Here is a 26249-nt window from a genome sequence, read left to right as displayed (position 1 = left end):
CGCCACCTGCATGACCACGGCCTGCGGTCCCGCGGACGTGGCCGACGACGGGCACCGGTAGCACAACGATTCTTCCGCACATTCGTTGGGCGGTGGCCTCGCGCCGTTGACGGCGGTCGGCGGCGTGCGCCTGCAGCGCCGATCGACGCGGCGGAAGCGCGCGCTGTTCGTCCATGGCTGCGAGCGTCTACCATCCGGCGGATGGAGCAAAACCCCGAGCAAATCCTGCGCCGCGTGTTCGGCTACGCCGAATTCCGCGGCGAGCAGCGCGCGATCGTCGAACACGTCGCCGGAGGCGGCGACGCGCTGGTGCTGATGCCGACCGGCGGCGGCAAATCGCTGTGCTACCAGATCCCCGCGTTGCTGCGCTCCGGCACGGCAGTGGTGGTCTCGCCGCTGATCGCGCTGATGCAGGACCAGGTCGACGCGCTGCGCGAGGCCGGCGTCGGCGCGGCCTATCTCAACTCCAGCCTGGACGGCGCCGCGGCGGCCGAGGTCGAACGCGCCTTCCTCGCCGGCGCGCTCGATCTGCTCTATGTCGCGCCGGAACGTTTGCTGACGCCGCGCTTCCTCGACATGCTGGACCGCGTCGAGATCGCGCTGTTCGCGATCGACGAGGCGCATTGCGTCTCGCAGTGGGGCCACGACTTCCGCCCCGAGTACCGGCAGTTGTCGATGCTGCACGAGCGCTATCCGCGCGTGCCGCGCATCGCGCTGACCGCCACCGCCGATGCGCCCACGCGCGAGGAGATCGTGCGCTGCCTCGGCCTCGGCGAGGCGCGCCGCTTCGTCTCCAGCTTCGACCGGCCCAACATCCGCTACGCCATCGCCGCCAAGGGCGGCGGTGACGCGCGCCGCGGCCTGCAGGCGCTGCTCGACGCGCATCCGGGCGAGGCCGGCATCGTCTATTGCCTGTCGCGCAGGAAGGTGGAAGCCACCGCAGCCTGGCTGCAGGCGCGCGGCTACGCCGCCTTGCCTTATCACGCCGGCCTCGACGCGGGCACGCGCAGCGCGCACCAGACGCGCTTCCTGCGCGAGGAGGGCGTGGTGATGGTGGCGACGATCGCCTTCGGCATGGGCATCGACAAGCCCAACGTGCGCTTTGTCGCCCATCTCGACCTGCCGCGCAGCATCGAGGGCTATTACCAGGAGACCGGCCGCGCCGGCCGCGACGGTCTGCCGTCGGACGCCTGGCTGGCCTACGGCCTCGGCGACGTGGTGACGCTGCGGCAGATGATCGAATCCTCCGAGGCCGGCGAGGAGCGCAAGCGGCTCGAGCGCCAGCGCCTGGAGGCGCTGCTCGGTTTCTGCGAGTCGACGCGCTGCCGCCGCGAGACCCTGCTCGGCTATTTCGGCGAGGCCTACCGCGGCCCCTGCGGCCGCTGCGACAACTGCCTGGCGCCGCCGCAGACCTGGGACGGCACGCTGGCGGCGCGGCAGGCGCTGTCGTGCGTGTACCGCACCGGCCAGCGCTTCGGCGCGGCGCACGTGGTCGACGTGCTGCTCGGCCGCGCCACCGACAAGGTGCGCCAGTTCGGCCACGACCGCCTCAGCACGTTCGGCATCGGCTCGGCGCTCGAAGAGCGGCAATGGCGCAGCGTGCTGCGTCAGCTGGTGGCGCGCGGGCTGCTGGCGGTCGACCTGGAAGGCTATGGTGCGTTGCGCCTGACCGCGGCCAGCAAACCGGTGCTGAGAGGCGAGGAAACGGTCAGCTTCCGCACCGACGCCGCGCCGCCGCGTGCGCGCCGGCGTGGCGACGCCCGCACCGCCTCCGAAATCGCCACCCGGGTCGACGCCGCTCTGTGGGAGGCGCTGCGGGCCAAGCGCCTGGCGCTGGCGCGCGAGCAGGGCGTGCCGCCGTACGTGATCTTCCACGACGCCACGCTGCAGGAGATCGCCGCGCGCCGGCCGCACGACCTCGCCGCGCTGGCGGAAATCGGCGGCGTCGGCGCGCGCAAGCTGGAGCGCTACGGCCAAGCCTTCGTCGACGTGGTGCGCGAGCACGCCGCGACGTGAGCGCGCGGCGCGGCCTCAGGGCAACGCGTAGCCGAACTGCTGGCGGAACTGGTCGGCGAACTCGGCGTAGGTGAAGCGCTGGTTCTGCGTGCCCGGGTGCTCGACCTTGAGCGCGCCCATCAGCGAGGCCATGCGTCCGCAGGTCGGCAGGTCGTAGCCGCGCATCAGGCCGAAGATCAGGCCGGCGCGGTAGGCGTCGCCGCAGCCGGTCGGATCGGTGATGCGGCGCTCGTGCGCCGGCGGGATCGGGTGGATGCCGTCGGCCGTGTGGATCACCGAGCCGCGCGGGCCGTGCGTGGTGATGTAGGCGCGCACCTTGCGCGCGATCTGCTGCTCGTTCCAGCCCGTGCGTTCCTGCAGCAGGTTCGACTCGTAGTCGTTGACCACCACGTAGTCGGCCAGCTCGATGAAGTTGCGGAACTCCTCGCTGCTGAACAGCGGCATCGCCTGGCCGGGATCGAAGATGAAGGGCACGCCCAGCTCGGCGAACTCGCGGGCGTTTTGCAGCATCGCCTCGCGGCCGTCGGGCGCGACGATGCCGAAAGTGACCCCCTGCACGTCGCGCACGTGGTTCTCGTGCGAACGCATCATCGCGCCGGGATGGAAGGCGGTGATCTGGTTGTTGTCGAGGTCGGTGGTGACGAACGCCTGTGCGGTGTAGAGATCGTCGAGCACCTTGACGTGATCGAGGCGGATGCCCTGTTGCTGGAACCAGGCGCGGTAGGGGCCGAAGTCCTGGCCGACCGTCGCCATCGGGATGGGGTCGCCGCCCAGCAGCTTGAGGTTGTAGGCGATGTTGCCGGCGCAACCGCCGAACTCGCGGCGCATGCGCGGCACCAGGAACGACACGTTCAGGATGTGCACCTTGTCCGGCAGGATGTGGTTCTTGAACTGGTCCTGGAACACCATGATGGTGTCGTAGGCCAGCGAGCCGCAGATCAGAGCAGACATGCCGTTCGCGTTCCCGGGGTGTTTGGATCGGACAGCACGCCGGCCGGACGCCGGCCGGCGCGGGGCGCGGACGGGCCGCGCAGGGGGTCGGCGCGCGTGCAGCGCGCGATCCTACCGTGTCGGTCGCGCCAATTCGAGCCGGACGGGTCCGCGCGGGCGCCGCCGCTGCCGAGGCGCCGGATGTGAAATGCCCCGCATCCCCACGCGCGGCAAGGCATTTTTAACGCGGGATTCGCTTGCGCGAGGGGGCACCGCTCACTAGACTCACGCCCTTTCGCACCCCTTTTTGCCGGGCTCGCCGCGCACCATGTTCAAGCAGCTTCGGGGACTCTTCTCCAACGACATCTCGATCGACCTCGGCACCGCCAACACGCTGATCTACGTGCGCGGCCAGGGCATCGTCCTCAACGAGCCGTCGGTGGTGGCCCTGCGCCAGGACCGCGGCCCGGGCGGCTCGCGCAAGGTCGAGGCGGTGGGCAGCGACGCCAAGCGCATGCTCGGCCGCACGCCCGGCTCGATCGTCACCATCCGGCCGATGAAGGACGGCGTGATCGCCGACTTCACCATGACCGAGGCGATGCTGCAGCACTTCATCCGCCAGGTGCACAAGTCGCGCATGCTGCGCCCCAGCCCGCGCGTGCTGGTGTGCGTGCCGTGCGGCTCGACCCAGGTCGAGCGCCGCGCGATCAAGGAGTCCGCCGAGGGTGCCGGCGCCCGCGACGTGTTCCTGATCGAGGAGCCGATGGCTGCGGCGATCGGCGCCGGCATCCCGGTGCACGAGGCGCGCGGGTCGATGGTGCTGGACATCGGCGGCGGCACCTCCGAGGTGGCGGTGATCTCGCTGAACGGCATCGTCTACTCGCAGTCGGTGCGCATCGGCGGCGACCGCTTCGACGAGGCGATCATCAACTACGTGCGCCGCAACCACGGCACGCTGATCGGCGAGTCCACCGCCGAGCGCATCAAGCTCGAGGTCGGCTGCGCCTACCCGCAGAGCGAGGTCAAGGAGATCGAGGTCTCCGGCCGCAATCTCGCCGAGGGCGTGCCGCGCATGTTCACGATCAATTCCAACGAGGTGCTGGAGGCGCTGCACGAGCCGCTCAGCGGCATCGTCGCCGCGGTCAAGTCGGCGCTGGAGCAGACCCCGCCCGAGCTGTGCTCGGACGTCGCCGAGCGCGGCATCGTGCTGACCGGCGGCGGCGCGCTGCTGCGCGACCTCGACCGCCTGATCTCCGAGGAGACCGGCCTGCACGTGCAGGTGGCCGACGATCCGCTCACCTGCGTCGCGCGTGGCGGCGGCCGTGCGCTGGAACTGATCGACCAGCACGGCAGCGACTTCTTCACCGCCGAGTAAATCGCGCTCGGCGCCGGGGGACAGCCCGCACGCGATGGCGCGCAACGGTACCGCACCGCTGTTTTCCGATACCGCTGCGGGCACGCTGCGCCTGATCGGCTATCTCGCGCTCGCCGTCGTGCTGATGGTGGTCGACCAGCGCGGCGGCTGGCTGGCGCGGCTGCGCTACGCCGGCGCGCTGGTGGTCGAACCGGTGTACCGCCTCGCCGCGCTGCCCGCCGCGCTGGTGCAGGACGCGCGCCTCGCCTTCGTCGAGCGCAGGGACCTCACCGAGGAGAACCGCCGCCTGCGCGAGGCGCTGCTGCTGGCGCAGGCGCGGCTGAACCGCCTCGGCGCCGTCGCCGACCAGAACCAGCGCCTGCGCGAGCTGCTCGACGTGCGCCACTCGCTCGGCATGAACGTGCAGCTGGCGCGCCTGCTCGACATCGACGTCGATCCCTACCGCCACCGCATCGTGCTCGACGCCGGCGCCCGCGAGGGCGTCAAGGCCGGCCAGGTGGTGATCGATGCGCACGGCGTGATGGGGCAGGTGGTCGAGGTGCTGCCGCACACCGCCGTCGCCATGCTGATCACCGATCCCAACCACGCCATTCCGGTGACGGTCGAACGCACCGGCCTGCGCACGGTCGCTTACGGCACCGGCGCGATCGACCGCCTGAAGCTGCCGACCATCCCGCTGTCGGCGCACGTGCGCGTCGGCGACAAGCTGGTCACCTCCGGGCTGGGCGGACGCTTCCCGGCCGGCTTTCCGGTCGGCGAGATCGTGCAGGTGGCGCCGGACCAGGCCGGCATGTTCGCGGTGGCGGTCGCGCGGCCGGCGGCGGCGCTCGACCGCAGCGGCGAGGTGCTGCTGCTGCACGACCTGGCCGAACCGGCCGGGCCGCCGGAACCGGTGCCGCCGGTGGGGCCGCCGGCGCAGCTCGCACCGAACACCGCCACCGCGGGGACGTCGCCGTGACCCGCCCGCGCGCCCGGTTCCTGCTGCTGGCCGGCAGCCTCGCCGCCGCGCTGCTGCTGACCCTGGCGCCGCTGCCTGCGGCGCTGGTGCCGCTGAAGCCGTACTGGCCGGCGCTGGTGCTGATCTTCTGGGCGCTGGAGGCGCCGGAGCACGTCGGCCTCGGCCTGGCATTCGCGATCGGCCTGTTCGCCGACCTGTTGAACGGCGCCCTGCTCGGCGAGCAGGCGCTGCGCCTGACCGCGCTGGTATTCATCGCGCTGCGCTTCCGCGCGCGGCTGCGCTTCTTCCCGATGTGGCAGCAGGCGCTGGCGGTGTTCGCGCTGCTGCTGAACGACCGCGTGCTGCTGCTGATGGTGCGCGCCTTCGCCGGCGACCCGCTGCCGCCGGCGAGCTATTGGCTGGAGCCGTTCACCGGCACGCTGGTCTGGCCGTTCCTGTTCCTGCTGCTGGACGACCTGCGCGCCCGGCTGCGCGTGCACGAGGCATGAGGCGGCGCCCGCACACGGCGATCAAGGACGCGCGCGGCGAGGCCGCGCTGTTCCGCGCGCGGGCCGTGGTCGGCTTCGCGGCGATCCTGGCGGGCCTGCTGGTGCTGGTGGCGCGCTTCGTCTGGCTGCAGGTGCTGCACCACGACGAGTTTTCCGCGCGCTCCGAGCAGAACCGCGTGCACGTGGTGCACCTGCCGCCGGCGCGCGGGCTGATCTACGACCGCAACGGCGTGCTGCTGGCCGACAACGTGCCGGCGTTCCGCCTCGAGGTGGTGCCCGAGCGCGTCAAGGACATGGACGCGATGCTGGCGCGCCTCGGCGCGCTGGTGCCGCTCGGCGACGACGACCTCAAGCGCTTCCGCCAGCAGCTGCGCCAGCACCGCGCCTTCCAGAGCGTGCCGCTGAAGCTGAAGCTGACCGAGGACGAGATCGGCCGCTTCGCCGTCAACCAGTGGCGCTTCCCCGGCGTCAGCGTGGTGCCCTACCTGACGCGGCGCTATCCGCAGGGCGAAAGCTTCGCGCACGTGGTCGGCTACGTCGCGCGCATCGACGACAACGACCTCGACAAGCTCGACGCCGACCGCTACGTCGGCACCACCCACATCGGCAAGACCGGCATCGAGCGCCAGTACGAGGACCTCCTGCACGGCGAGCCGGGCTATCAGCTGGTCGAGGTCAACGCCGACCAGCGCGTGCAGCGCGTGCTGGAGACGGTGCCGCCGAAGCCGGGCCGCAATCTCTATCTCAGCCTCGACGCGCGTCTGCAGCACGCCGCCGAACAGGCCTTCGCCGGGCGCGCCGGCGCGGCGGTGGCGATCGACCCGCGCAACGGCGAAGTGCTGGCGATGGTCAGCGTGCCGAGCTTCGACCCCAACCTGTTCGTCAACGGCATCGCCCAGGGCGACTACACGGCGCTGCTGGAAGCGCCGGACAGGCCGCTGCTGGACCGCGCGCTGCGCGGCCGCTATCCGCCGGGCTCGACGGTCAAGCCGTTCCTCGGCCTGGCCGGCCTGGAGTACGGCCTGCGCCGGCCGGAGGACACCGTGCTGTCCACCGGCGAGTTCTTCATCCCCGGGCAGTCGCGCGGCTACCGCGACGACGTGCGCGGCGGCCAGGGCCGCGTCGACCTGGTGCAGGCGATCGCGCAGTCCGTCAACACCTACTTCTACGCGCTGGCGCTGGACATGGGCATCGACCGCATGGCCGCGTTCATGGGCAAGTTCGGCTTCGGCCGCGCCACCGGCATCGACCTGCCCGGCGAGGGCGCGGGGGTGCTGCCGTCGAGCGCGTGGAAGCGCGCCACCTTCGGCAAACCCTGGTATCTCGGCGAGACGGTGATCGCCGGCATCGGCCAAGGTTATTGGGTGGTCACGCCGCTGCAGCTCGCCCACGCGGTGGCGATGCTGGCCAACCGCGGCGTCGACCGCACGCCGCACCTGCTGCACGCCACGCAGAACGGCCTCGGCGCGCCGCTGGTGCCGGCGGCGCCGCCGGCGCGCAGCGCGGCCAGCGTGATCCGCAATCCCGCCGACTGGGCGCCGATCGAGCAAGGCATGCTGGAAGTGGTCAACGGCGCCAAGGGCACGGCGCGCGGCATCGCCGCCGGCTTCCCCTACCTGATCGCCGGCAAGACCGGCACCGCCGAGCGCTACTCGCGCACCACCGACGCCTACGAGCCGCGCGGCAGCGACGCCGAACTGGCCGCACGCCACCGCGCGCTGTTCATCGGCTTCACGCCGGCCGACGCGCCGCGCATCGCCGTGGCGGTGGTGCTGGAGGCCGGCGCCTGGGGCGGCAAGGACGCGGCGCCGATCGCGCGCCGGATCATGGACGCCTGGGCCGCCGAGCAGGCGGCGCCGGCGGTGGCCGCCGCGGGGGACGGGCGATGATCGCCGTGCTGTACGCGCGCCTGCGCCGCTTCGTCGACCGCGTGCTGACGCGGCCGCGGCTCGACCTGCCGCTGGCCGGCGCGCTGGCGGCGGTCGCCGCGACCGGCCTGCTGACGCTGTACAGCGCCAGCGACCTCGACCTCGGCACGGTGCTGAACCAGGGCGCGCGCTTCGTGCTGGGCGGCGCACTGCTGCTGCTGATCTCGCGCATCCCGCCGGCGACGCTGCGCACCTGGACGCCGTGGCTGTACGCCTTCAGCGTGCTGCTGCTGGTGGTAGTGGCGGTGATGGGCGAGGGCCGCGGCGCCTACCGCTGGCTGGATCTGAAGATCGTGCGCTTCCAGCCGTCGGAGCTGCTCAAGCTGACCATGCCGATGATGGTCGCCTGGTACCTGCACCCGCGGGCGCTGCCGCCGTCGTGGAAGCACACCGCCGTGGTCGGCGCGCTGATCGCCCTGCCGGCCGGCCTGATCGCCGAGCAGCCCGACCTCGGCACCGCGCTGCTGGTCGCCGCCTCCGGCGCGTTCGCGCTGTTCCTGTCCGGGCTGTCGTGGTGGCGCATCGGCGCGCTGGTCGGCGCGGTCGCCGCCGCCGCGCCGGTGGCCTGGCACTTCATGCACGAATACCAGCGCAACCGCGTGCGCATGTTCCTCGACCCGGAGGCCGATCCGCTCGGCAACGGCTGGCACATCATCCAGTCGAAGATCGCGGTGGGCTCGGGCGGCGTTTTCGGCAAGGGCTTCCACCACGGCACGCAGTCGCGCCTGGAGTTCCTGCCCGAGCACACCACCGACTTCGTGTTCGCGGTGTTCTCCGAGGAGTTCGGCCTGATCGGCGTGTGCGCGCTGCTGGCGCTGTACGCGTTCATCATCGGCCGCAGCCTGTGGATCGCGATGAACGCGCGCGACACCTATTCGCGCCTGCTGGCCGGCGCGATCGCCATGAGCTTCTTCGTCTACGTGATCGTCAACGGCGGCATGATCACCGGCCTCTTGCCGGTGGTCGGCGTGCCGCTGCCGCTGATCAGCTACGGCGGCACCTCGGCGGTCTCGCTGCTGACCGGCTTCGGCGTGCTGATGTCGATCCACGCGCACCGCAAGCTGATCGAGTCCTGATCCTGCGTGTTACCCTAGCCCCGCCGCGGCGCACACGCACGCCGCGCGCCGTCCCGAAGAACGATGCCCTGGCTGATCCGCGCCCTTCCGCTGCTGGCCCTCCTTCCCGCGTTCGCGCCGACCGCCGCCGAGCCCACGGTCGCATCCACCGCCGCCGAGGCCCACCCCGGCGAACGCGCCTTCGCGCGCGAGGTGGCGGCGCGCCACCGGCTGGACGAGGCGAAGATCCTGGCCGCGCTGGAGGCGGCGCAGTACCAGCAGAGCATCATCGACGCGATCAGCCGCCCGGCCGAGGCCAAGCCGTGGAAGGATTACCGGCCGATCTTCGTCACCGACCGCCGCATCGCCGACGGCGTGGCCTTCTACCAGGCGCACCGCGCGCTGCTGGAGCGCGCCGCGCGCGAGTTCGGCGTGGCGCCCGAGTACGTGGTGGCGATCCTCGGCGTCGAGACCGGCTACGGGCGCATCACCGGCCGCTACCGCGTGATCGACGCGCTGGCCACGCTGGCCTTCCACTATCCGCCGCGCGCCGCTTTCTTCCGCGGCGAGCTGGAGCAGCTGTTCGCGCTGCCGCCGCACACGCTGCCCAAGCCGCTCGACCAGTTGACCGGCTCCTACGCCGGCGCGATGGGCTGGGGCCAGTTCATGCCCTCCAGCATCGCCGCCTACGCGCGCGACTACGACGGCGACGGCACCATCGACCTGTGGAATTCGCTGCCCGACGTGGTCGCCAGCGTCGCCAACTACTTCGCCGCGCACGGCTGGGAGGGCGGCGCGCCGGTGGCCGCGCGCCTGCAGCGCGCGGCCGACGCGCGGGACGTCGCCAGCGACGGCGTCGCGCCGAACGCCACCATGGGCCAGCTGGAAGCCTGGGGCTACGCGCCGTTCGTGCACGTCGATCCGGCGCGCCCGGCCGCGCTGCTGACGCTGGACGGCGCGGACGGCCCGGAGTACTGGGCGGTCTACCGCAACTTCCAGGTGATCACGCGCTACAACCGCAGCCCGCTGTACGCGATGGCCGTGCATCAACTGGCGCAGGCGATCGCCGCGGACGTGGCGCAGGCGGACCTCGGCCGATGAGGCGCGCGCTCGGCGGGCTCGTCTGCGCCGCGCTGCTGCTGGCCGGCTGCGCGCACGAGCGTCCGCGCCCGCAGGCGACCGGCGCGCCGGCGGCGCCGGGCGGCGGCGTCGACGACACCACCCTGCCGCAGTCCAGCCGCTACCGCCTCGACCGCGACGGCGGCCCCGGCGCGCCGCCGATTGACGTCAGCCGATTGCCCGAACCGCTGCCGAAAATCGAGCCGCGCTCGCGCTACGGCAACAAGTCGCCGTACACGGTGCTGGGCCATACCTACACCGTGCTGCCGAACGCGAAGGGCTACGTCGAGCGCGGCATCGCCTCCTGGTACGGCAACAAGTTCCACGGCTACATGACCTCGAACTTCGAACCGTACGACATGTACGCGTTCACCGCCGCGCACAAGACGCTGCCGCTGCCGAGCTACGCGCGGGTGACCAACCTCGAGAACGGCAAGAGCGTGATCGTGCGCATCAACGACCGCGGCCCGTTCGCCGAGAACCGCCTGATCGACCTCTCCTACGCCGCCGCGGTGCGCATCGGCATCTGGCCGAAGGGCACCGGCCTGGTCGAGGTGCGCGCGATCGACCCCGCCGCGCCGGAACTGCCGCCGCCGCCCACGGTCACAGCGGCAGGCGGGGCGCCGCGGCTGTATCTTCAGGCCGGCGCGTTCGCCGACCCGGCCAACGCCGCGCGGCTCGCCGCGCGCCTGCGCGCGCTGGGCGTGGGGGCGGTCGGCGTCAGCGAGGCCACGGTCGACGGCCGGCGGGTGACGCGCGTGCGCATCGGCCCGCTGCCCGACGTGGACGCCGCCGACCGCATCAGCGCGCGCCTCGAGCGCGAGGGCATACCGCACGTCCAGGCCAGCGTGGACGATTGAACCGCAGCACCGAACCGCCTCAGCACAGGAACCGCCATGAAGCCGCTTTGCCGCACCCTGCTCGCACTCACCCTGACCGCGCTGGCCGCCGCGGCCGGCGCCGCCACGCCGGTGCCGCAGCCCAAACCGGCGGCGGCGGTGCCGGCGACGCCGGTTCCGCCGCCGCCGGAGTTCGACGCCAGGAGCTGGGTGCTGATGGACTACGCCACCGGCCAGATCCTCGCCGCCAAGGACCCGGACCTGCGCGTCGAGCCGGCCTCGATCACCAAGGTGATGACCGACTACGTGGTCTCCGCCGAGGTGGCCGCCGGCAAGGTGCGCATGGACGACCAGGTGTTCATCAGCGAGCACGCCTGGAAATCCGGCGGCGCCGGCACCGACGGCTCGACCAGCTTCCTCAAGGTCAACTCCAGGGTGCCGCTGAAGGACCTGCTGTACGGCATGATCATCCAGTCCGGCAACGACGCCGCGATCGCGCTGGCCGAGCACGTCGCCGGCTCGGAGGAGACCTTCGCCGGACTGATGAACGCCTACGCCAAACGCCTCGGCATGACCGGCACGCACTACGTCAACGCCTCCGGCTATCCGGCGCCCGACCACTACACCACCGCGCGCGACATCGCCGTGCTGTCGCGCGCGCTGATCCACGACTTCCCCGAGGACTACGCGATCTCCGCGATCAAGGAGTTCGAGTGGAACGGCATCAAGCAGCACAACCGCAACACCCTGCTGTGGCGCGATCCCAGCGTGGACGGCATCAAGACCGGCCACACCAAGGAGGCCGGCTACTGCCTGGCCGCCTCGGCCAAGCAGGGCGACGCGCGCATGATCGCGGTGGTGATGGGCGCGCCCAGCGAGAAGGCGCGCGCCGACGACGCGCAGGCGCTGCTGAACTACGGCTTCCGCTTCTACGAGACGCACGTGCTGTACCCGGCCGGCAAGGCGGTGGCGACGCCGACGCTGTGGAAGGGCGAGGCGGCGCAGCTGCCGGTCGGCGTCGCCGAGGACGTGCTGGTCACCATCCCGCGCGGCCGCTACGGCGACCTCAAGGCGAGCATGGATCTGCCGGCGACGCTGATCGCGCCGTACAAGAAGGGCCAGAAGCTCGGCAGCGTGCGCGTCAGCCTGGACGGCAAGCCGCTCGCCGAGCGGCCGCTGGTGGCGCTGGTCGACGCGCCGGAGGGCGGCTTCTTCAAGCGCCTGTCCGACGCCGTGCTGCTGTGGTTCCAGGGCGGCAAGGGCAGCACGCCGGAGCAGAAGCCGGATACCCGCTGATGCGCGACCTCGACGCCCTCCACCCGCAGCGGCCCGACCAGGGTTTCCAGTTCCCGGGCAGCTTCGAGATCACCGCGATGGGCCACGCCGGCGCGGACCTCGAGGCGCGCGTGCCGGCGATCCTGCGCGGGCTGGGCCTGGGCGTGCTGGAGGCCAGCCTGCGCACGCGGCCCTCGCGCGAGGGCCGCTACGTGGCGGTGACCGTCAGCTTCACCTGTCCGACCCGCGAGAAGTACGAAGCCGCGCACGCCGCGCTGCGGGCGGATCCGGATATCCGGTATACGTTGTGAGGGGCCGGGAGACGGGAACGCAGTCACCGGGGACGGACCGGCCATTGCAAGCGCTGCGGCCGGCCGCATTTTCGAAGCTCAACGTGATTCCACCGCCCCACCCGTATCGCCACGCCCTGCCGGAATCGACGTCGTGACCGTCTCTCCTTTCCCGTCTCCCGTCTCCCAGTTCCCCCGCCCCCTGCTGATACGCCGCCTGGGCCGCCAGCGCTTCGAGACCACCTGGCGGGCGATGGAGGCGCTGACCGACGCGCGCGACGACGGCACGCCGGACGAGCTGTGGCTGCTCGAACACGAGCCGGTGTTCACGCTCGGCCAGGCCGGCAAGCCGGAGCACCTGCTGGCGCCGGGCGACATCCCGGTGGTGCCGACCAACCGCGGCGGCCAGGTCACCTACCACGGCCCCGGCCAGATCGTCGGCTATCCGCTGTTCGACCTGCGCCGCCTCGGCATCGGCGTGCGCGAGTTCGTGCGCCGCATCGAACAGGTGATGATCGACGCCGTGGCCGACTGGAACATCGTCGCCGAGCGCCGCGAGGGCGCGCCGGGCATCTACGTGGCCGGGGCCAAGATCGGCGCGCTTGGCCTGCGCGTGCGCCACGGCTGCACCTTCCACGGCCTGGCCCTGAACGTGGCCATGGACCTGGAACCGTTCCAGCGCATCAATCCGTGCGGTTACAAGGGTTTGCGGGTCGCGCAGGTGCTAGACTTGGGCGGTCCGTCGCGGCTGGCGGACGTCGAGGACGCGCTGGTGCGGGAATTCTGCCGCCAGTTCGGCTTCGCCGCCCGCGCGGCCGATCCCGTCATCCCCCACAGCGAGCGCGGGCGCACGCCCGCTTCAGCATGAGCGACTCCGTTTCCGGCAAGACCATCCCGATCGCCGTGGTCGGCGCCAAGGCGACCGGCGAGGACAAGATCGCGCGCAACCGCGCCGGCTTCGACAACGCGGCGCCGACGCTGCGCAAGCCGTCGTGGATCCGCGTGCGCCTGCCGCAGGGCAACGCGGTGCAGAAGCTGAAGGACAAGCTGCGCGCCAACGCGCTGGTGACGGTGTGCGAGGAAGCCTCGTGCCCCAACATCCACGAGTGCTTCAGCAAGGGCACCGCGACCTTCATGATCCTCGGCGACGTGTGCACGCGGCGCTGCTCGTTCTGCGACGTCGCCCACGGCCGGCCGCAGCCGCCGGATCCGCTGGAACCGGCGCGCCTGGCGCGCACCATCCGCGACATGGGCCTGCGCTACGTGGTGATCACCTCGGTCGACCGCGACGACCTGCGCGACGGCGGCGCCGCGCATTTCGCCGCCTGCATCCGCGCGGTGCGCTACGAGAATCCGGCGACGCGCATCGAGATCCTCACGCCCGACTTCCGCGGCAAGGGCCGCATGGAGCGCGCGCTGGAGGTGCTGAAGGACTTCCCGCCGGACGTGTTCAACCACAACCTCGAGACGGTGCCGGACCTCTACCGCGAGGTGCGCCCGGGCGCCGACTACGCCTGGTCGCTCGACCTGCTGAAGCGCTTCAAGGCGCAGCACCCCGAGGTGCCGACCAAGTCCGGCATCATGCTCGGCCTCGGCGAGACGCGCGAGCAGGTGCTCGCCACCCTGCGCGACCTGCGCGCGCACGACGTCGACATGATCACCATCGGCCAGTACCTGCAGCCGTCGCCGCACCACCATCCGGTGCGCCGCTACTGGACGCCGGAGGAATTCAGGGAGCTGCACGACCTCGGCATGGCGATGGGCTTCGCCCACGTCGCTTCCGGGCCGATGGTGCGCTCCTCCTACCACGCCGACGAGATGGCCCACGCGGCCGGCTACGTCGAAGAAGTCGCCTGAGGAATGCCCATGCTTCCGCGCATCGCGCTGGTCTCCCTGCTGGTCTTCGCGGTCTCCGCCGCCGCCGCGCCGACGCAGCCGCCGCTGCTCAAGCCCACGCCGGCCGAGGCCAAGGCCGCCTACCTGTCGGCGCAGGCGCTGACGCGTTTCCACTACGCGCCGCAGCCGCTCGACGACGCGATGTCGCAGAAGATCTTCAAGGCCTACTTCGACGCGCTCGACGGCGAAAAGCTGTTCTTCACCCAGGCCGACATCGATCGCTTCGGCGCCGCGCGCACGCAGCTCGACGACGCGATCTGGAACGGCGACCTCGCCGTGCCGTTCGCCATCTTCAACCTGTACGAGCAGCGCGTGGTCGAGCGCCTCGGCTACGCGCGCGGCCTGCTGGCGAAAGGCTTCGACTTCGGCGTCGACGAAAGCTACGACTACGATCGCAAGAACGCCGCCTGGCCGAAGGACGACGCCGAGGTGAACGACCTGTGGCGGCGCCGCGTCAAGAACGACTGGCTGCGCCTCAAGCTCGCCGGCAAGAACGACGCCGACATCCGCAAGACGCTGGACAAGCGCTACGCCAACTACCTCGACCGCGTGCAGCAGCTCGACGCCGAGGACGTGTTCCAGACCTTCATGAACGCGTACGCGACGTCGACCGATCCGCACACCAACTATTTCGGTCCGCGCGCCTCGCAGAACTTCGACATCGCCATGAAGCTGTCGCTGGAGGGCATCGGCGCGGTGCTGGAGCGGCGCGACGAGTACACGCAGATCCGCGAGATCGTGCCCGGCGGTCCGGCGGCGAAGTCCGGCAAGCTGCACGTCGGCGATCGCATCGTCGGCGTCGGCCAAGGCACTTCCGGGCCGATCACCGACGTGGTCGGCTGGCGCGTCGACGACGTGGTCGAGCTGATCCGCGGGCCCAAGGACACCACCGTGCGCCTGGAGATCCTGCCGGCCGACGCCGGCGTCGACGGCAAGCACGTCAACGTGGCGCTGGTGCGCAAGAAGGTCAGCATCGAGGAGCAGGCGGCGAAGAAGTCGATCATCGAGGTCAAGGACGGCGGCGCCGTGCGCAGGATCGGCGTGATCGACCTGCCGACCTTCTACCAGGACTTCGACGCGCGCCGCCGCGGCGACCCCGAGTTCAAGAGCGCCACGCGCGACGTCGCCCGCCTGCTCGACGAGCTGAAGCAGGCCAAGGTCGACGGCGTGATCGTCGACCTGCGCAACAACGGCGGCGGCTCGCTGGACGAAGCCACGCGCCTGACCGGCCTGTTCATCGACAAGGGCCCGGTGGTGCAGCGCCGCGCCGCCAACGGCCGCATCGTCGAGGACGACGACACCGATCCCGGCATGGCCTGGAGCGGCCCGCTGGCGGTGTTGGTCAACCGCGGCTCGGCCTCGGCCTCGGAGATCTTCGCCGCCGCGATCCAGGACTACGGCCGCGGCCTGGTGATCGGCGAGCCGACCTTCGGCAAGGGCACCGTGCAGAACCTCGCCAACCTCGACGAGATGATGGGCAACGAGAAGCCCGAGTACGGCGAGCTGAAGATGACCACGGAAGAGTTCTTCCGCATCGACGGCGGCTCCACCCAGTTGCGCGGCGTCACGCCGGACATCGTCTTCCCGAAGACCGTCGACGCCGGCGACTTCGGCGAGTCCAGCTACGACAATGCGCTGCCGTGGACGCAGATCGCGCCGGCGCAGTACCGCAAGGTCGCCGACCTGTCGCCGTTGGTGCCGCTGCTGAAGCAGCGCCACGACGCGCGCGTCGCCCGCGATCCGGAATGGAAGCTCTACCTCGACGAGCTGGCCGCCGCGCAGCGCGCGCACGACCAGACCAGGGTCTCGCTGGTCTACGACGTGCGCGAGCGCGAGCGCAAGCAGACCGAGGCCGAACAGGCCGCGTTCAAGGCGCGCGAGAAGGCGCTGCAGCAGGCGTCGGCCGGCGCCGCGGGCAAGAGCGCGGCGCCGGCTGGCGTGGCCACGGCGGCGAAGCCGGCGTCGGGCAGCAGCGATGCGCTGGTGCGCATCGACGACGGCCTGCAGCCGGGCGAGCGCAGCCTGAAGACGGAACTGGCCGAGGAGAAGGCCGCCGAGGACGCGCGCGACGTGTTGCTGCAGGAGGCCGCGCACATCCTCGCCGACGAGGTCGATCTGGTGCACGCCGACACGCGCCTCGCCGCGCGCGTGCTGCCGGCGCAGAAATCGCCGATCGACTGAGCGCGATCACGCGACACCGCCCCGACGCCCGGCCCCGCGCCGGGCGTCGCCGTTTCGGCCGAAGCCGCAGGGGGAAGCCGCACGCGGCTTCCGCCGTCACGCCACGGCCGCGCCGTCGCCCCAGCCTAGCGCGCGTAGCGCTCCTCGAGGAAACGGAAGAACGCCCGCAACCCCTGCGCCTCGCCGCCCTTGGGCCGGCCGGGGCGGTCGGCGTCGTTCCAGGCGTAGACGTCGACGTGCAGCCACGGCGTCGTCTCCGGCACGAAGCGCTCGAGGTACAGCGCGGCGGTGATCGCGCCGGCGTGGCGCGAGCTGCCGGCGTTGGCGAAGTCGGCGAGGTAGGACTCCAGCAGCTTGCGGTACGGCCGCCACAGCGGCAGCCGCCACAGCGGATCGCGCACCGCGCGCGCCGCCGCCAGCACGGCGTCGGCGAGGTCGTCGCGGTTGGCGAACAGCGCCGGCAGGTCGGGGCCCAGGGCGACGCGCGCCGCGCCGGTCAGGGTGGCGAAGTCGACGATCAGGTCGGGCTGCTGCTCGGCGGCGTAGGCCAGCGCGTCGCACAGGATCAAGCGGCCCTCGGCGTCGGTATTGTCGACCTCGACGGTGTGGCCGGCGCGCGTGCGGATCACCTCGCCGGGGCGCAGCGCGTTGCCGGCGACGGCGTTCTCCACCGCCGGCACCAGCAGGGTCAGGCACACCGGCAGCCGCGCCTGCATCACCAGCCCGGCCAGCGCCAGCGCGTGCGCGGCGCCGCCCATGTCCTTCTTCATCCAGCGCATGCCCTCGCTGGTCTTGAGGTCGAGGCCGCCGGAGTCGAAGCACACGCCCTTGCCGACCAGCACCAGGCGCGGATGCTTGGGATCGCCCCACGCGAGTTCCACCAGCCGCGGCGGGCGGTGGCTGGCGCGGCCGACCGCGTGGATGGTGGGGAAGCCGGCCTGCAGCAACTGCTCGCCGACGAAGGCGCGCGTCTTCGCGCCGTGTTCCTTCGCCAGCGCAAGCACCGCGTCGGCGAGCTGCTCGGGGCCGAGGTCCTCGGTCGGCGTGTTGACCAGATCGCGCACGCGTGCGGCGGCATCGACCAGCGGCGTCAGCGCGGCCAGCATGGTCTTCGGCAGCAGCAGCCGCGCCGGCGCACGCTTCGGCGCGCGGTAACGCACGTAGCGGTAGGCGCCCAGCGCCCAGCCCAGCGCTGCCAGCTCGCGCTCGGCCAGCACGCCTTCCTCGGCGAGGGTGTAGTTGCCCTCGGGCAGCGCGTGCGCCAGCGCGCCGAACGCCCACAGCGGCTCGTCGGCGTCGACGCCGGCCAGCACGCGCGCGGCGCGGCCCTGCGCGTCGGGCAGCAGGCAGAAGGTGCCGGCGGCGGCGTCGAAGCCGGCGGCGTCCAGCCAGCGCCGCTGCGCCGTGTCGAGACGCCGGCGCGCGGCGGCGAGGCGCGCGCGGTCGACGCTTTCCACGGGCACGGCACGCGCGCCGCGGCGCAGTTCGGCGAGGCTCAAGTCCATCGTCACGGTCTCCACGCGGCGCGACGGCGCCGGCTCAGGCCGCCATCGTGCCTTCGACGTGGCGCTCGCACCAGTCCGCCAGCGCGGCGAGGTCGGGGAGGGTGAGATCGGGAACGACGCCGTCGTGGTCCCAGCCGCGGCCGTCGCGGTTCAGCCAGGCCGAGCGCAGGCCGGCGGCGCGCGCGCCGGCGACGTCCAGCAGCGGATCGTCGCCGACGTGCAGCACGCATTGCGGCGGCACCTCCAGCGCGGCGCAGGCGGCGCGGAAGATCGACGGCGCCGGCTTGCCGACGCCGTGCTCGCGCGCGCTGACGCGGGCGCGGAAGTGGTGGGCGAGGCCGATGCGCTCGAGGTCGGCGTTGCCGTTGGAGACGCTGACCAGCGGCAGCCGCGCGGCCAGACGCGCGAGCGCCGGCAGCGCGTCCGGGTAGGGTTCGACGGCGTTGCGCGCGGCGAAGTAGGCCTCGTAGGCGGCGTCGACCAGCGCCGCGTCGTCGTGCCCGCAGGCGGCGAAGGCGCGCGCCAGCGACAGCCGGCGCTGCGCGCTGAAGTCGTGCGCCAGCTCGGGATGCTCGACGGCGACGCGGTCGCGCAGCGCGCGCATCGCCGGCACCGGGAAGGCCTCGGCCACCGCCGGGCAGTGCGCGCGCAGGAAGGCGTCGAGCGCGCGCTCGGCGCGCGCGATCGCCGGGGCGATCGGCCAGAGCGTGTCGTCGAGGTCGAGCGACAGCGCGAGGATGCGCACGTCAGTTGCCGTCTTTGTCCTTCTCGCGCGACTTCGCCGCGCGCTGGCGCGCCTCGGCGGTGCGCTCGGAGGTCGGCGCGATCGACGACTGCGCGGAATAGGTGGCGCGCGGCGCGGCCAGCGGTCCGTTCATCGGCGTCACCCCGCGCACGCGGGCGTCGACCCAGGCCAGGTGGTCGTCGCGCTTGTCGGCCAGCGCCAGGCCGTCGGCGTAGGGCAGCAGGCCGTGCTCGCGCAGGATCGTCCCGGCGTGCTCGCCCTGCAGGAACTCGACGAAGGCGCGCGCGGCGGCGGCGTGCGGGCCGCCGTCGCGCGTCACCACGTACAGCGGCGTGTACAGCGGATAGCTGCCGTCGGCCACCGCCGACGGCGTCGGCCGCACGCCCTCGATCGGGATCATGCGCAGCTTGTCGTTGGCATGCGCGCTGGACAGCATGGTGGCGCCGAGGCCGTTCGGGTCCAGCGTCACCGCCTCCTCCAACTTGGCCGTGTTCATGTACAGGCGCGGCGCCGCCACCGGCTGGTCGCCGCGCTTGAACAGCAGCACGCGCAGGCTGTACTCGATGCCGTCCAGCGGGCTCGCCACCGAGTACAGGTTGATCGGCGCGTCGCGGCCGCCGAGCTGCTTCCAGTTGGTGATCCTGCCGAAGTAGATGTCGTGCAGCTGCTTCAGGCTGATGCCGTCGACCGGGTTGCGCGCGTTGGTGACCATCACCACGCCGTCCCAGGCCACCGGCGTGAAGCTGAGGCCGGATTCCTCGCTGCGCCCGGGGTCGGCCGGACGCGCGCTGCCGGCGAGGTCGGCCTCGCCGCTGGCGACCGCGTCGATGCCGGAGATGGTGTTGAACGCGACCACCTTGATCGGGCCGTGGCCGCTGGCCTGCCAGGCGCGCGCCACCTCGTCGGCGATGCCGCGCGAGGTGACCGTGTCGCCGCGCCAGGTCAGCGGCGTGCGGTCCGCACCGGCGGCGGCCTTCGCGGGTGCGGCGGCGGGCTTGCTGCCGCGCTTGCCGGCCACGGCGGCGCCGGAGGCGGCGACGAGGGCGGCGAGGAGCATGGTGAGAACGGTCTTGGCCATGGTGGTTCGGCTCTACTGCAAAGGGATGCGGCGGGCATTATGGGCCCCGCCGCGGCTCCGGCGCGCGCGCTGCGTCACTGTTTGTGACTATTCGATCAGCAGGTAGAGCAGATTGTCGCCGCGCACCACCGCCAGCATCAGCTGCCGCGGGTGCTGGCCCAGCGCGTCGCGCAGGGCGCGCAGGTCGGCCAGCGGCCGCTGGTTGACGCCGACCACCACGTCGCCCTGCTGCAGCCCCGCGGCCGCGGCGCGGCTGTCGGCGCTGAGCGCGGTCACCTGCACGCCGTACAGGCCCTGCTGGCGCAGCCGCTGCGGGATGTCGGCCAGCGTGGCGCCGGCCAGCCGCGGGTCGATGCGGCCGCCGTCGGCGCTGGCGAGCCGCTCCGGTTCCACCTTCGCGCCGACGACCAGCGGCGTGCCGTCGCGCAGCACGCCCAGCTTCAGCACGCTGCCCACCGGCGCCAGGCCCTCGGCGTTGCGCAGGTCCTGCGGCGTGCGCACCGGATGGCCGTCGACCGCGGTGATCACGTCGCCGGGCTTGAGGCCGGCGCGGTCGCCGGCCGAGCCCTCGTCGACGCGCGTCACCACCGCGCCGGCGCTCGCCTCCACGCCCAGCGCGCGGGCGATGCGCGGCGTCAGCGCCTGCGTGTCGATGCCGAGGCTGCCGCGCTTGACCGTGCCGTAGCGCACCAGCTGCTGCATCACCTCGCCGGCCAGGTTGGAGGGGATGGCGAAGCCGATGCCGACGTTGCCGCCGGAAGGCGAGTAGATCATGGTGTTGACGCCGACCAGCTCGCCGCGCAGGTTGACCAGCGCGCCGCCGGAATTGCCCGGGTTGATCGAGGCGTCGGTCTGGATGAAGTTCTGGTAGCTGTTGTCGCCGAGGCCGGAGCGGCCCAGCGCGGAGACGATGCCGGAGGTGACGGTCTGGCCCAGCCCGAACGGGTCGCCCACCGCCACCACGTAGTCGCCCACGCGCAGTTGCGAGGAGTCCGCCAGCGGCAGCGCGCGCAGGTTCTGCGCCGGGATCTGCACCACCGCCACGTCGGTGTCGGGATCGGCGCCCACCACCTTGGCCTTGAAGTTGCGGCCGTCCTGCAGGGTGACGGTGATGTCGTCGGCGCCGGCGATCACGTGGTTGTTGGTCAGCACGTAGCCTTTGCCGGCATCGACGATCACGCCCGAGCCCAGCGACTGCTCGACGCGCTCGCGCGGCGTGTCGGGCACGCCGAAGAAGCGGCGGAAGAACGGGTCGTCGAAGAACGGATCGCGCACGCGCACGTGCGTGGTCGAGGAGATGTTCACCACCGCCGGCGTCACCCGCGTCAGCATCGGCGCCAGCGAGGGCAGCGGCGACGCCGGGGGGGCCGCGGCCGGCGCCGCGGGCGCGGTGGAAACCGGGGGTTCGGCGTGCCCGCCGTACGGCAGCACGGCGAGCGCGATCAGGCAACCGGCCAGCGGAAGCGCGGCGATGCCGAGCCGGCCGAGGGTCGTACGCAAACTCACGGAGGCGACTCCTGTCGCAATGTTGACGGACCAGTCTGGGACTGTAGCGCCGCCCGCGGGTTCCGCGCAGCGCGGGGTTCAGCGGGGCTTTACATTCCCCGGGCTCGGGCGTAGTGTTCCCCCTCGCGCGCAAGCACAACATCTTGTGTCCGCGCGGACGTTACGAACCCATGCTTTGGGTTCGCGAACACTCAACCATGGGGGCGGTTGAAGGTTCCGGAATGCCGAAGACGCGGACTGACCGTAGCGTGGCGCCTTGACCCCGCCGCAGGCGGGGACGGCGTCGGCAGGAGTATTTTCCCCTCGACGGCGACGGTGCCCGTCCAGCGCAAGCGAGCCCCACGACTGTGGCCAAGAAAAAACAGCACGAACACAAGCAGGAGGTCGTACAGACGATGAGCACGGTGCGCGCGGAAGCCCTGACACGAGGCGCGGCGGAGATCCCGCTGCAACCGGCGTCCTACGACATCTGGGACAAGAAGTACCGTCTGAAGACCAAGAAGGGCGAGCCGGTCGACGCCACCGTCGACGACACCTACAAGCGCATCGCGCGCGCGCTGTCCGAGGTCGAGGCCACGCCGGACAAGCGCGAGTACTGGAACGAGCGCTTCCTGTGGGCGCTGCGCCGCGGCGCCATCCCGGCCGGGCGCATCACTTCCAACGCCGGCGCGCTGGAGCACAAGCCGGCCACCTCGACGATCAACTGCACCGTCTCCGGCACCATCCGCGATTCGATGGACAACATCCTCGAACGCGTGCACGAGGCCGGCCTGACGCTGAAGGCCGGCTGCGGCATCGGCTACGAGTTCTCGACGCTGCGCCCGCGCGGCGCCTACGTGTCGGGCGCCGGCGCCTACACCTCGGGCCCGCTGTCGTTCATGGACATCTACGACAAGATGTGCTTCACCGTGTCCTCGGCCGGCGGCCGCCGCGGCGCGCAGATGGGCACCTTCGACGTCAGCCACCCCGACGTGCGCGAGTTCATCCGCGCCAAGCGCGAGGACGGCCGCCTGCGCCAGTTCAACCTCTCGCTGCTGATCACCGACGAGTTCATGCGCGCGGTCGAGGCCGACGCCGACTGGCCGCTGGTGTTTCCGGTGCACGTCAAGGAGCAGGACGAGATCGACCTCGGCGACCCGTCCAAGGTGGTCTGGCGCGAGTGGCCGACCCACGAGAACTACATCGCCCGCGACGACGGCCTGGTGGCCTGCAAGATCTACGGCCACGTCAAGGCGCGCCACCTGTGGGACATGATCATGGTCTCGACGTACGACTACGCCGAGCCCGGCTTCATCCTGATCGACCGCGTCAACGAGATGAACAACAACTGGTGGTGCGAGAACATCCGCGCCACCAATCCGTGCGGCGAGCAGCCCTTGCCGCCGTACGGCTCCTGCCTGCTCGGCTCGGTGAATCTCACCACCTTCGTGCGCGATCCGTTCGGCCCGAAGGCGCGCTTCGACTGGGAGGAATACCGCGAGGTGGTGCGCGTGTTCACGCGCATGCTCGACAACGTGGTCGAGATCAACGGCCTGCCGCTGGAGCAGCAGCGCAACGAGATCCTGCGCAAGCGCCGCCACGGCATGGGCTTCCTCGGCCTGGGCTCCACCCTGGCCATGCTGAAGATGAGCTACGGCTCGCCGGAGTCCTGCGCCTTCACCGAGGACGTCGCCCGCGAGATGGCCGTGGCCGGCTGGGAGGTCGCGCTGTCGCTGTCCAAGGAGAAGGGCCCGGCGCCGATCCTGGCCGAGGACTTCACCGTCACCGGCGAAATGCTGCGCAAGCGTCCGGAAATGGCGGCCGACGGCTACAAGGTCGGCGACGTCGTTCCCGGCCGCGTGCTGCACGCCCGCTACTCGCGCTACATGCAGCGCCTCGCCTCCGTGCGCCCCGACCTGGTCGCCGAGCTGGCCGAGGTCGGCGCCCGCTTCACCCACCACAGCTCGATCGCGCCCACCGGCACGATCTCGCTGTCGCTCGCCAACAACGCCTCCAACGGCATCGAACCCAGCTTCGCCCACCACTACTCGCGCAACGTGATCCGCGAGGGCCGCAAGACCAAGGAGAAGGTCGAGGTCTACAGCTTCGAGCTGCTGGCCTACCGCGCCCTGATCAACGCCGAGGCGATGCCGTTCTCCGACGACCCCAAGGCCAAGCTGCCGGACTACTTCGTCTCCGCCGACGACATCACGCCGAAGGCGCACGTCGACATCCAGGCGGCGGCGCAAAAATGGGTGGATTCGTCGATCTCCAAGACGGCCAACGTGCCGACCGACTACCCCTACGAAGACTTCAAGGACATCTACTTCTACGCCTACAAGCAGGGCCTGAAGGGCTGCACCACCTTCCGCTTCAACCCTGCCGCATTCCAGGGTGTGCTGGTCAAGGAAGCCGACCTCGAGAGCACCCTCTACCGCTTCGAGCTCGAGGACGGTAGTGTTGTGGAACTGAAGGGCAACGAGGAAGTGGAATACGACGGCGAGATCCACACCGCCGCCAACTTGTTCGATGCGTTGAAGGAAGGGTATTACGGCAAGTTCTGACCAGTCGGAGGGGTAATCGAAATGAGCGACATGACCACGATGGAACCGCTGCTGCCGGTCGTGCCGGCGCCGGCGCCGGCTGCTCCGGCGATGCCTGCTGCGAAGAAGGCTGCGCCGAAGCGCAAGAAGGCCGCCAAGAAACCGGCCGCGAAGAAGGCGGCCAAGAAGGCCGCGAAGAAGGCCGCGCCGAAGCGCGCCGCCAAGAAGGCGGCGAAGAAGGTCGCCAAGAAGCGGGTGGCCAAGAAGGCGGCGAAGAAGGCCGCGAAGAAGCGCGTGGCGAAGAAGGCGGTCCGCAAGGTCGCCAAGAAGGCCGCGAAGAAGACTGCCCGCAAGACGGCCAAGAAGACGGCCCGCCGCAGGAAGTAATCCCCTACGCCCCGGCCCGGCCGTGCGGCCGGGCCGGCGTTCACCGTCCGCGGCCGCGTACCCAGGAAAGCAAGAGAAGCGTCATGACGATCAAGATCGGCAAGAAGATCAAGGGCTACGCCGTCGTCAAGCCGGAAGACAAGGCCAAGGAAGCCGCGCCCGCCGCGGCCCCCGCGAAGGCGCCCGCCGCGCCCACCGCGGAAGTGATCCAGATGCACGAGAGCGTGGAGCGGCCGGACACCCTGGTCGGCGCCACCTACAAGATCAAGTCGCCGCTGTTCGAGCACGCGCTGTACGTCACCATCAACGACATCGTGCTCAACGCCGGCACGCCGCACGAAATGCGCCGCCCCTTCGAGATCTTCATCAACTCGAAGAACATGGACCACTTCCAGTGGATCGTGGCGCTGACCCGCATCATGTCCGCCGTGTTCCGCAAGGGCGGCGACGTGACCTTCCTGGTCGAGGAGCTGAAGGCCGTGTTCGACCCGCGCGGCGGCTACTTCAAGGCCGGCGGCGTCTACATGCCCTCCATCGTCGCCGAGATCGGCGCGGTGGTGGAGCAGCACATGAAGATGATCGGCCTGATCCGCGACCCCGAGATGAGCGACGCCCAGCGCGCGCTGATCGCCGAGAAGCGCGCGGCCTACGAGGCCGCCAGCTCAAAAAAAAACGCTGAAATAAGCCGCGACCTCGCCGGCGCCGAAGCCGCGCGCCGGCCGGAAGCCGAGACCGGCAACGGCAACGGCTCCTTCCCGCCCGGCGCCACCCTGTGCCACAAGTGCAACACCAACGCCGTCGTCATCATGGACGGCTGCGCGACGTGCCTGAACTGCGGGTACTCGAAGTGCGGGTGAGCGCGTGCGCGTTAACGTGTTGAGCGGCCCTTGGGCCGCTCTTCGCGTTTTGCGTCAAATGTTTGCACAACCAACTCCACAGGATGAGGGTTGAGTCATGGCGAAAGGTGCCGCCGCGAAAAAAGCCCATAGCGCGTCGAAAAAGGGCAAACGCAAAGGGAAAGCTCCTACTCCAGAGAGGGCGAGCTACCCGAGGCATAGCTTAGACCGCGTGCTACGTATTCCAAGGGCGATTATCGACCAGAACGCGGGTAGAGATTGCTCTGAGCAAGATGCGGCTGGGTTTGTAGGCATCGGTTATGGTGGCCCGTTTCGTCTCGAGATTAGCTCTGCAATTAAATTTGGGCTGCTTGATAGGCCGACTACGGGAAGGATTGCGGTAACTGAGTTGGCCCGCAGAGCAATACGTCCTCAAAGCCCGGGTGACGATACGAAGGCGCTTCAGGAAGCTGTCCTAAAAGCGCCTCAAGTGGCAGAGGTTTATGAACACTATCGAGGAGAGAATCTCCCTGATCGCAATTTTTTTGAGAATGCTCTTGAGGACAAGTTCGGCATTCCGCGTGACAAGATTCCGGACTTTATATCTGTATTCGAGCAATCTCTTGAAGTCGCTAAGCTAGTACAACGAGTCGATGATCGCGCACGCATCATTGATGTGACCGAGTCGGTGCCTGGTTCAGATGAGCAACAGCGTCTGAGAAGGATCAGCAAGGACGTTAAAGTTGCCTCGGGTGACTCGTGTTTTGTAATGATGCCGTTTGTCGAACCAATAGGCGCGTATTACGAAAAAATCTATGCCCCTGCAATTCGCAAGGCAGGTCTAGAGCCTGTCAGGGCAGATACTGAGATATTCGGTACAGGCAAAATAATCGACCAAATCTGGTCTGGCATTAATGCGGCCAGGGTTTTGGTTGCGGAATTGACGACAAGAAATCCGAATGTGTTTTATGAACTCGGGTTGGCGCACGCGCTGCAGAAACCGGTTGTTCTTGTCGCAGGAACAGAGGACGATGTGCCTTTTGACCTTAGGCACATAAGAGTCATTTACTACGACATGCGTGATCCGTTTTGGGGGCAGAAGCTTCTCGATAAGGTTTCTGAGAATATCCTATCTGCTCTCAAGAACCCTGAGGAGGCGATATTGCCACGCGGGCTGTCCCAGAGGGGTTCTGAATGAAGGGGGTATGCGTATGGCGTGCAAGATGGGTTAAGTAAGGCGAGACCCATCATCCCTATTGAGAGGCATTCCCATGAACGAGAGTCTGTAATTTGAACTGTGTAACTGCCCTTTGAGACGAT

Annotated in this window: 22 protein-coding genes; 17 read left to right on the top strand and 5 right to left on the bottom strand. The window is 70.4% G+C overall.

Going from position 1 to position 26249, the window contains the following annotated elements; all coding sequences use genetic code 11:
• Nucleotides 1-201 precede the first annotated feature (201 nt).
• On the top strand, nucleotides 202-2016 hold the full coding sequence (gene recQ, locus MBSD_RS07860) for a DNA helicase RecQ (RefSeq protein WP_062536672.1): 1815 nt from the start codon (nucleotides 202-204) through the stop codon (nucleotides 2014-2016).
• Nucleotides 2017-2031: 15 nt separating this feature from the next.
• Here the strand turns inward: recQ and MBSD_RS07855 are convergent, their stop codons facing one another.
• Nucleotides 2032-2967, bottom strand: a complete 936-nt coding sequence (locus MBSD_RS07855; RefSeq protein WP_062536670.1) for a carbohydrate kinase family protein — start codon at nucleotides 2965-2967, stop codon at nucleotides 2032-2034.
• A gap of 307 nt (nucleotides 2968-3274) precedes the next feature.
• Between MBSD_RS07855 and MBSD_RS07850 the strand changes: the two genes are divergently transcribed.
• The 12 genes from MBSD_RS07850 (at nucleotide 3275) to MBSD_RS07795 (ending at nucleotide 16350) form a co-directional block, all read left to right on the top strand.
• Nucleotides 3275-4321, top strand: coding sequence for a rod shape-determining protein (locus MBSD_RS07850; protein WP_062536668.1), 1047 nt, complete (start codon nucleotides 3275-3277; stop codon nucleotides 4319-4321).
• A 34-nt stretch (nucleotides 4322-4355) separates the two neighbouring features.
• Nucleotides 4356-5279, top strand: a complete 924-nt coding sequence (gene mreC / locus MBSD_RS07845) for a rod shape-determining protein MreC (protein WP_062536666.1) — start codon at nucleotides 4356-4358, stop codon at nucleotides 5277-5279.
• Nucleotides 5276-5767: a rod shape-determining protein MreD gene (gene mreD / locus MBSD_RS07840; protein ID WP_062536664.1), complete on the top strand. Its 492-nt coding sequence runs from the start codon at nucleotides 5276-5278 to the stop codon at nucleotides 5765-5767. Before mreC ends, mreD begins: the two co-directional genes overlap by 4 nt.
• Nucleotides 5764-7656 (top strand): penicillin-binding protein 2, encoded by a 1893-nt coding sequence (mrdA, locus tag MBSD_RS07835; protein WP_062536661.1) that lies wholly within the window; start codon nucleotides 5764-5766, stop codon nucleotides 7654-7656. Before mreD ends, mrdA begins: the two co-directional genes overlap by 4 nt.
• The gene (gene rodA, locus MBSD_RS07830) at nucleotides 7653-8771 is read left to right on the top strand and encodes a rod shape-determining protein RodA (protein WP_062536659.1); all 1119 of its coding nucleotides are present in this window, start codon (nucleotides 7653-7655) and stop codon (nucleotides 8769-8771) included. The genes mrdA and rodA overlap by 4 nt, the downstream gene beginning before the upstream one ends.
• A 63-nt stretch (nucleotides 8772-8834) precedes the next feature.
• Nucleotides 8835-9851: a lytic murein transglycosylase B gene (mltB, locus tag MBSD_RS07825; RefSeq protein ID WP_062536657.1), complete on the top strand. Its 1017-nt coding sequence runs from the start codon at nucleotides 8835-8837 to the stop codon at nucleotides 9849-9851.
• Nucleotides 9848-10729, top strand: a complete 882-nt coding sequence (locus MBSD_RS07820; RefSeq protein ID WP_062536655.1) for a septal ring lytic transglycosylase RlpA family protein — start codon at nucleotides 9848-9850, stop codon at nucleotides 10727-10729. The genes mltB and MBSD_RS07820 overlap by 4 nt, the downstream gene beginning before the upstream one ends.
• 36 nt (nucleotides 10730-10765) lie before the next feature.
• Nucleotides 10766-12004, top strand: coding sequence for a D-alanyl-D-alanine carboxypeptidase family protein (locus MBSD_RS07815; protein WP_062536653.1), 1239 nt, complete (start codon nucleotides 10766-10768; stop codon nucleotides 12002-12004).
• A complete protein-coding gene (locus MBSD_RS07810) occupies nucleotides 12004-12294 on the top strand; it encodes a YbeD family protein (RefSeq protein ID WP_062536651.1) in 291 nt (96 codons plus the stop codon). The genes MBSD_RS07815 and MBSD_RS07810 overlap by 1 nt, the downstream gene beginning before the upstream one ends.
• A gap of 133 nt (nucleotides 12295-12427) precedes the next feature.
• On the top strand, nucleotides 12428-13141 hold the full coding sequence (gene lipB, locus MBSD_RS07805; protein WP_062536649.1) for a lipoyl(octanoyl) transferase LipB: 714 nt from the start codon (nucleotides 12428-12430) through the stop codon (nucleotides 13139-13141).
• Nucleotides 13138-14130: a lipoyl synthase gene (gene lipA / locus MBSD_RS07800; protein ID WP_062536648.1), complete on the top strand. Its 993-nt coding sequence runs from the start codon at nucleotides 13138-13140 to the stop codon at nucleotides 14128-14130. Before lipB ends, lipA begins: the two co-directional genes overlap by 4 nt.
• Before the next feature lie 3 nt (nucleotides 14131-14133).
• On the top strand, nucleotides 14134-16350 hold the full coding sequence (locus tag MBSD_RS07795) for a carboxy terminal-processing peptidase (protein ID WP_082306555.1): 2217 nt from the start codon (nucleotides 14134-14136) through the stop codon (nucleotides 16348-16350).
• Between the two features lie 125 nt (nucleotides 16351-16475).
• On the opposite strand, the gene MBSD_RS07790 is transcribed toward MBSD_RS07795, so the two are convergent.
• The 4 genes from MBSD_RS07790 to MBSD_RS07775 all read right to left on the bottom strand — a co-directional run bounded on the left by MBSD_RS07790 (nucleotide 16476) and on the right by MBSD_RS07775 (nucleotide 21178).
• A complete protein-coding gene (locus MBSD_RS07790; RefSeq protein WP_062536676.1) occupies nucleotides 16476-17855 on the bottom strand; it encodes a leucyl aminopeptidase family protein in 1380 nt (459 codons plus the stop codon).
• 34 nt (nucleotides 17856-17889) lie between these two features.
• Nucleotides 17890-18600: an HAD family hydrolase gene (locus MBSD_RS07785; protein ID WP_062536644.1), complete on the bottom strand. Its 711-nt coding sequence runs from the start codon at nucleotides 18598-18600 to the stop codon at nucleotides 17890-17892.
• Nucleotide 18601: 1 nt separating this feature from the next.
• Nucleotides 18602-19678, bottom strand: coding sequence for a substrate-binding domain-containing protein (locus MBSD_RS07780; RefSeq protein WP_062536642.1), 1077 nt, complete (start codon nucleotides 19676-19678; stop codon nucleotides 18602-18604).
• Between the two features lie 87 nt (nucleotides 19679-19765).
• Nucleotides 19766-21178 (bottom strand): Do family serine endopeptidase, encoded by a 1413-nt coding sequence (locus MBSD_RS07775; RefSeq protein WP_425478100.1) that lies wholly within the window; start codon nucleotides 21176-21178, stop codon nucleotides 19766-19768.
• 401 nt (nucleotides 21179-21579) lie between these two features.
• Between MBSD_RS07775 and MBSD_RS07770 the strand changes: the two genes are divergently transcribed.
• The 4 genes from MBSD_RS07770 (at nucleotide 21580) to MBSD_RS07755 (ending at nucleotide 26127) form a co-directional block, all read left to right on the top strand.
• Complete coding sequence (locus tag MBSD_RS07770) at nucleotides 21580-23727, top strand: adenosylcobalamin-dependent ribonucleoside-diphosphate reductase (protein WP_062536640.1); 2148 nt, start codon at nucleotides 21580-21582, stop codon at nucleotides 23725-23727.
• 21 nt (nucleotides 23728-23748) lie between these two features.
• Nucleotides 23749-24093 (top strand): hypothetical protein, encoded by a 345-nt coding sequence (locus tag MBSD_RS15430; protein WP_062536639.1) that lies wholly within the window; start codon nucleotides 23749-23751, stop codon nucleotides 24091-24093.
• Between the two features lie 83 nt (nucleotides 24094-24176).
• A complete protein-coding gene (locus MBSD_RS07760) occupies nucleotides 24177-24950 on the top strand; it encodes a TSCPD domain-containing protein (RefSeq protein ID WP_062536637.1) in 774 nt (257 codons plus the stop codon).
• Between the two features lie 97 nt (nucleotides 24951-25047).
• Complete coding sequence (locus MBSD_RS07755; RefSeq protein ID WP_082306554.1) at nucleotides 25048-26127, top strand: hypothetical protein; 1080 nt, start codon at nucleotides 25048-25050, stop codon at nucleotides 26125-26127.
• Nucleotides 26128-26249: the final 122 nt, after the last annotated feature.

It is taken from the genome of Mizugakiibacter sediminis, from assembly GCF_000953855.2.
Classification (GTDB): domain Bacteria; phylum Pseudomonadota; class Gammaproteobacteria; order Xanthomonadales; family Rhodanobacteraceae; genus Mizugakiibacter; species Mizugakiibacter sediminis.
The sequence above is the reverse complement of the archived record's forward strand: the minus strand, read 5'-3'. Positions and strand labels throughout refer to the sequence as shown.

Coding starts and splice junctions, on each gene's coding strand:
- recQ (WP_062536672.1), top strand. CDS start 202: ATGGAGCAAAACCCCGAGCAAATCCTGCGCCGCGTGTTCGGCTACGCC.
- MBSD_RS07855 (WP_062536670.1), bottom strand. CDS start 2,967: ATGTCTGCTCTGATCTGCGGCTCGCTGGCCTACGACACCATCATGGTG.
- MBSD_RS07850 (WP_062536668.1), top strand. CDS start 3,275: ATGTTCAAGCAGCTTCGGGGACTCTTCTCCAACGACATCTCGATCGAC.
- mreC (WP_062536666.1), top strand. CDS start 4,356: ATGGCGCGCAACGGTACCGCACCGCTGTTTTCCGATACCGCTGCGGGC.
- mrdA (WP_062536661.1), top strand. CDS start 5,764: ATGAGGCGGCGCCCGCACACGGCGATCAAGGACGCGCGCGGCGAGGCC.
- rodA (WP_062536659.1), top strand. CDS start 7,653: ATGATCGCCGTGCTGTACGCGCGCCTGCGCCGCTTCGTCGACCGCGTG.
- mltB (WP_062536657.1), top strand. CDS start 8,835: ATGCCCTGGCTGATCCGCGCCCTTCCGCTGCTGGCCCTCCTTCCCGCG.
- MBSD_RS07820 (WP_062536655.1), top strand. CDS start 9,848: ATGAGGCGCGCGCTCGGCGGGCTCGTCTGCGCCGCGCTGCTGCTGGCC.
- MBSD_RS07815 (WP_062536653.1), top strand. CDS start 10,766: ATGAAGCCGCTTTGCCGCACCCTGCTCGCACTCACCCTGACCGCGCTG.
- MBSD_RS07810 (WP_062536651.1), top strand. CDS start 12,004: ATGCGCGACCTCGACGCCCTCCACCCGCAGCGGCCCGACCAGGGTTTC.
- lipA (WP_062536648.1), top strand. CDS start 13,138: ATGAGCGACTCCGTTTCCGGCAAGACCATCCCGATCGCCGTGGTCGGC.
- MBSD_RS07795 (WP_082306555.1), top strand. CDS start 14,134: ATGCCCATGCTTCCGCGCATCGCGCTGGTCTCCCTGCTGGTCTTCGCG.
- MBSD_RS07790 (WP_062536676.1), bottom strand. CDS start 17,855: ATGGACTTGAGCCTCGCCGAACTGCGCCGCGGCGCGCGTGCCGTGCCC.
- MBSD_RS07780 (WP_062536642.1), bottom strand. CDS start 19,678: ATGGCCAAGACCGTTCTCACCATGCTCCTCGCCGCCCTCGTCGCCGCC.
- MBSD_RS07770 (WP_062536640.1), top strand. CDS start 21,580: ATGAGCACGGTGCGCGCGGAAGCCCTGACACGAGGCGCGGCGGAGATC.
- MBSD_RS15430 (WP_062536639.1), top strand. CDS start 23,749: ATGAGCGACATGACCACGATGGAACCGCTGCTGCCGGTCGTGCCGGCG.
- MBSD_RS07760 (WP_062536637.1), top strand. CDS start 24,177: ATGACGATCAAGATCGGCAAGAAGATCAAGGGCTACGCCGTCGTCAAG.
- MBSD_RS07755 (WP_082306554.1), top strand. CDS start 25,048: ATGGCGAAAGGTGCCGCCGCGAAAAAAGCCCATAGCGCGTCGAAAAAG.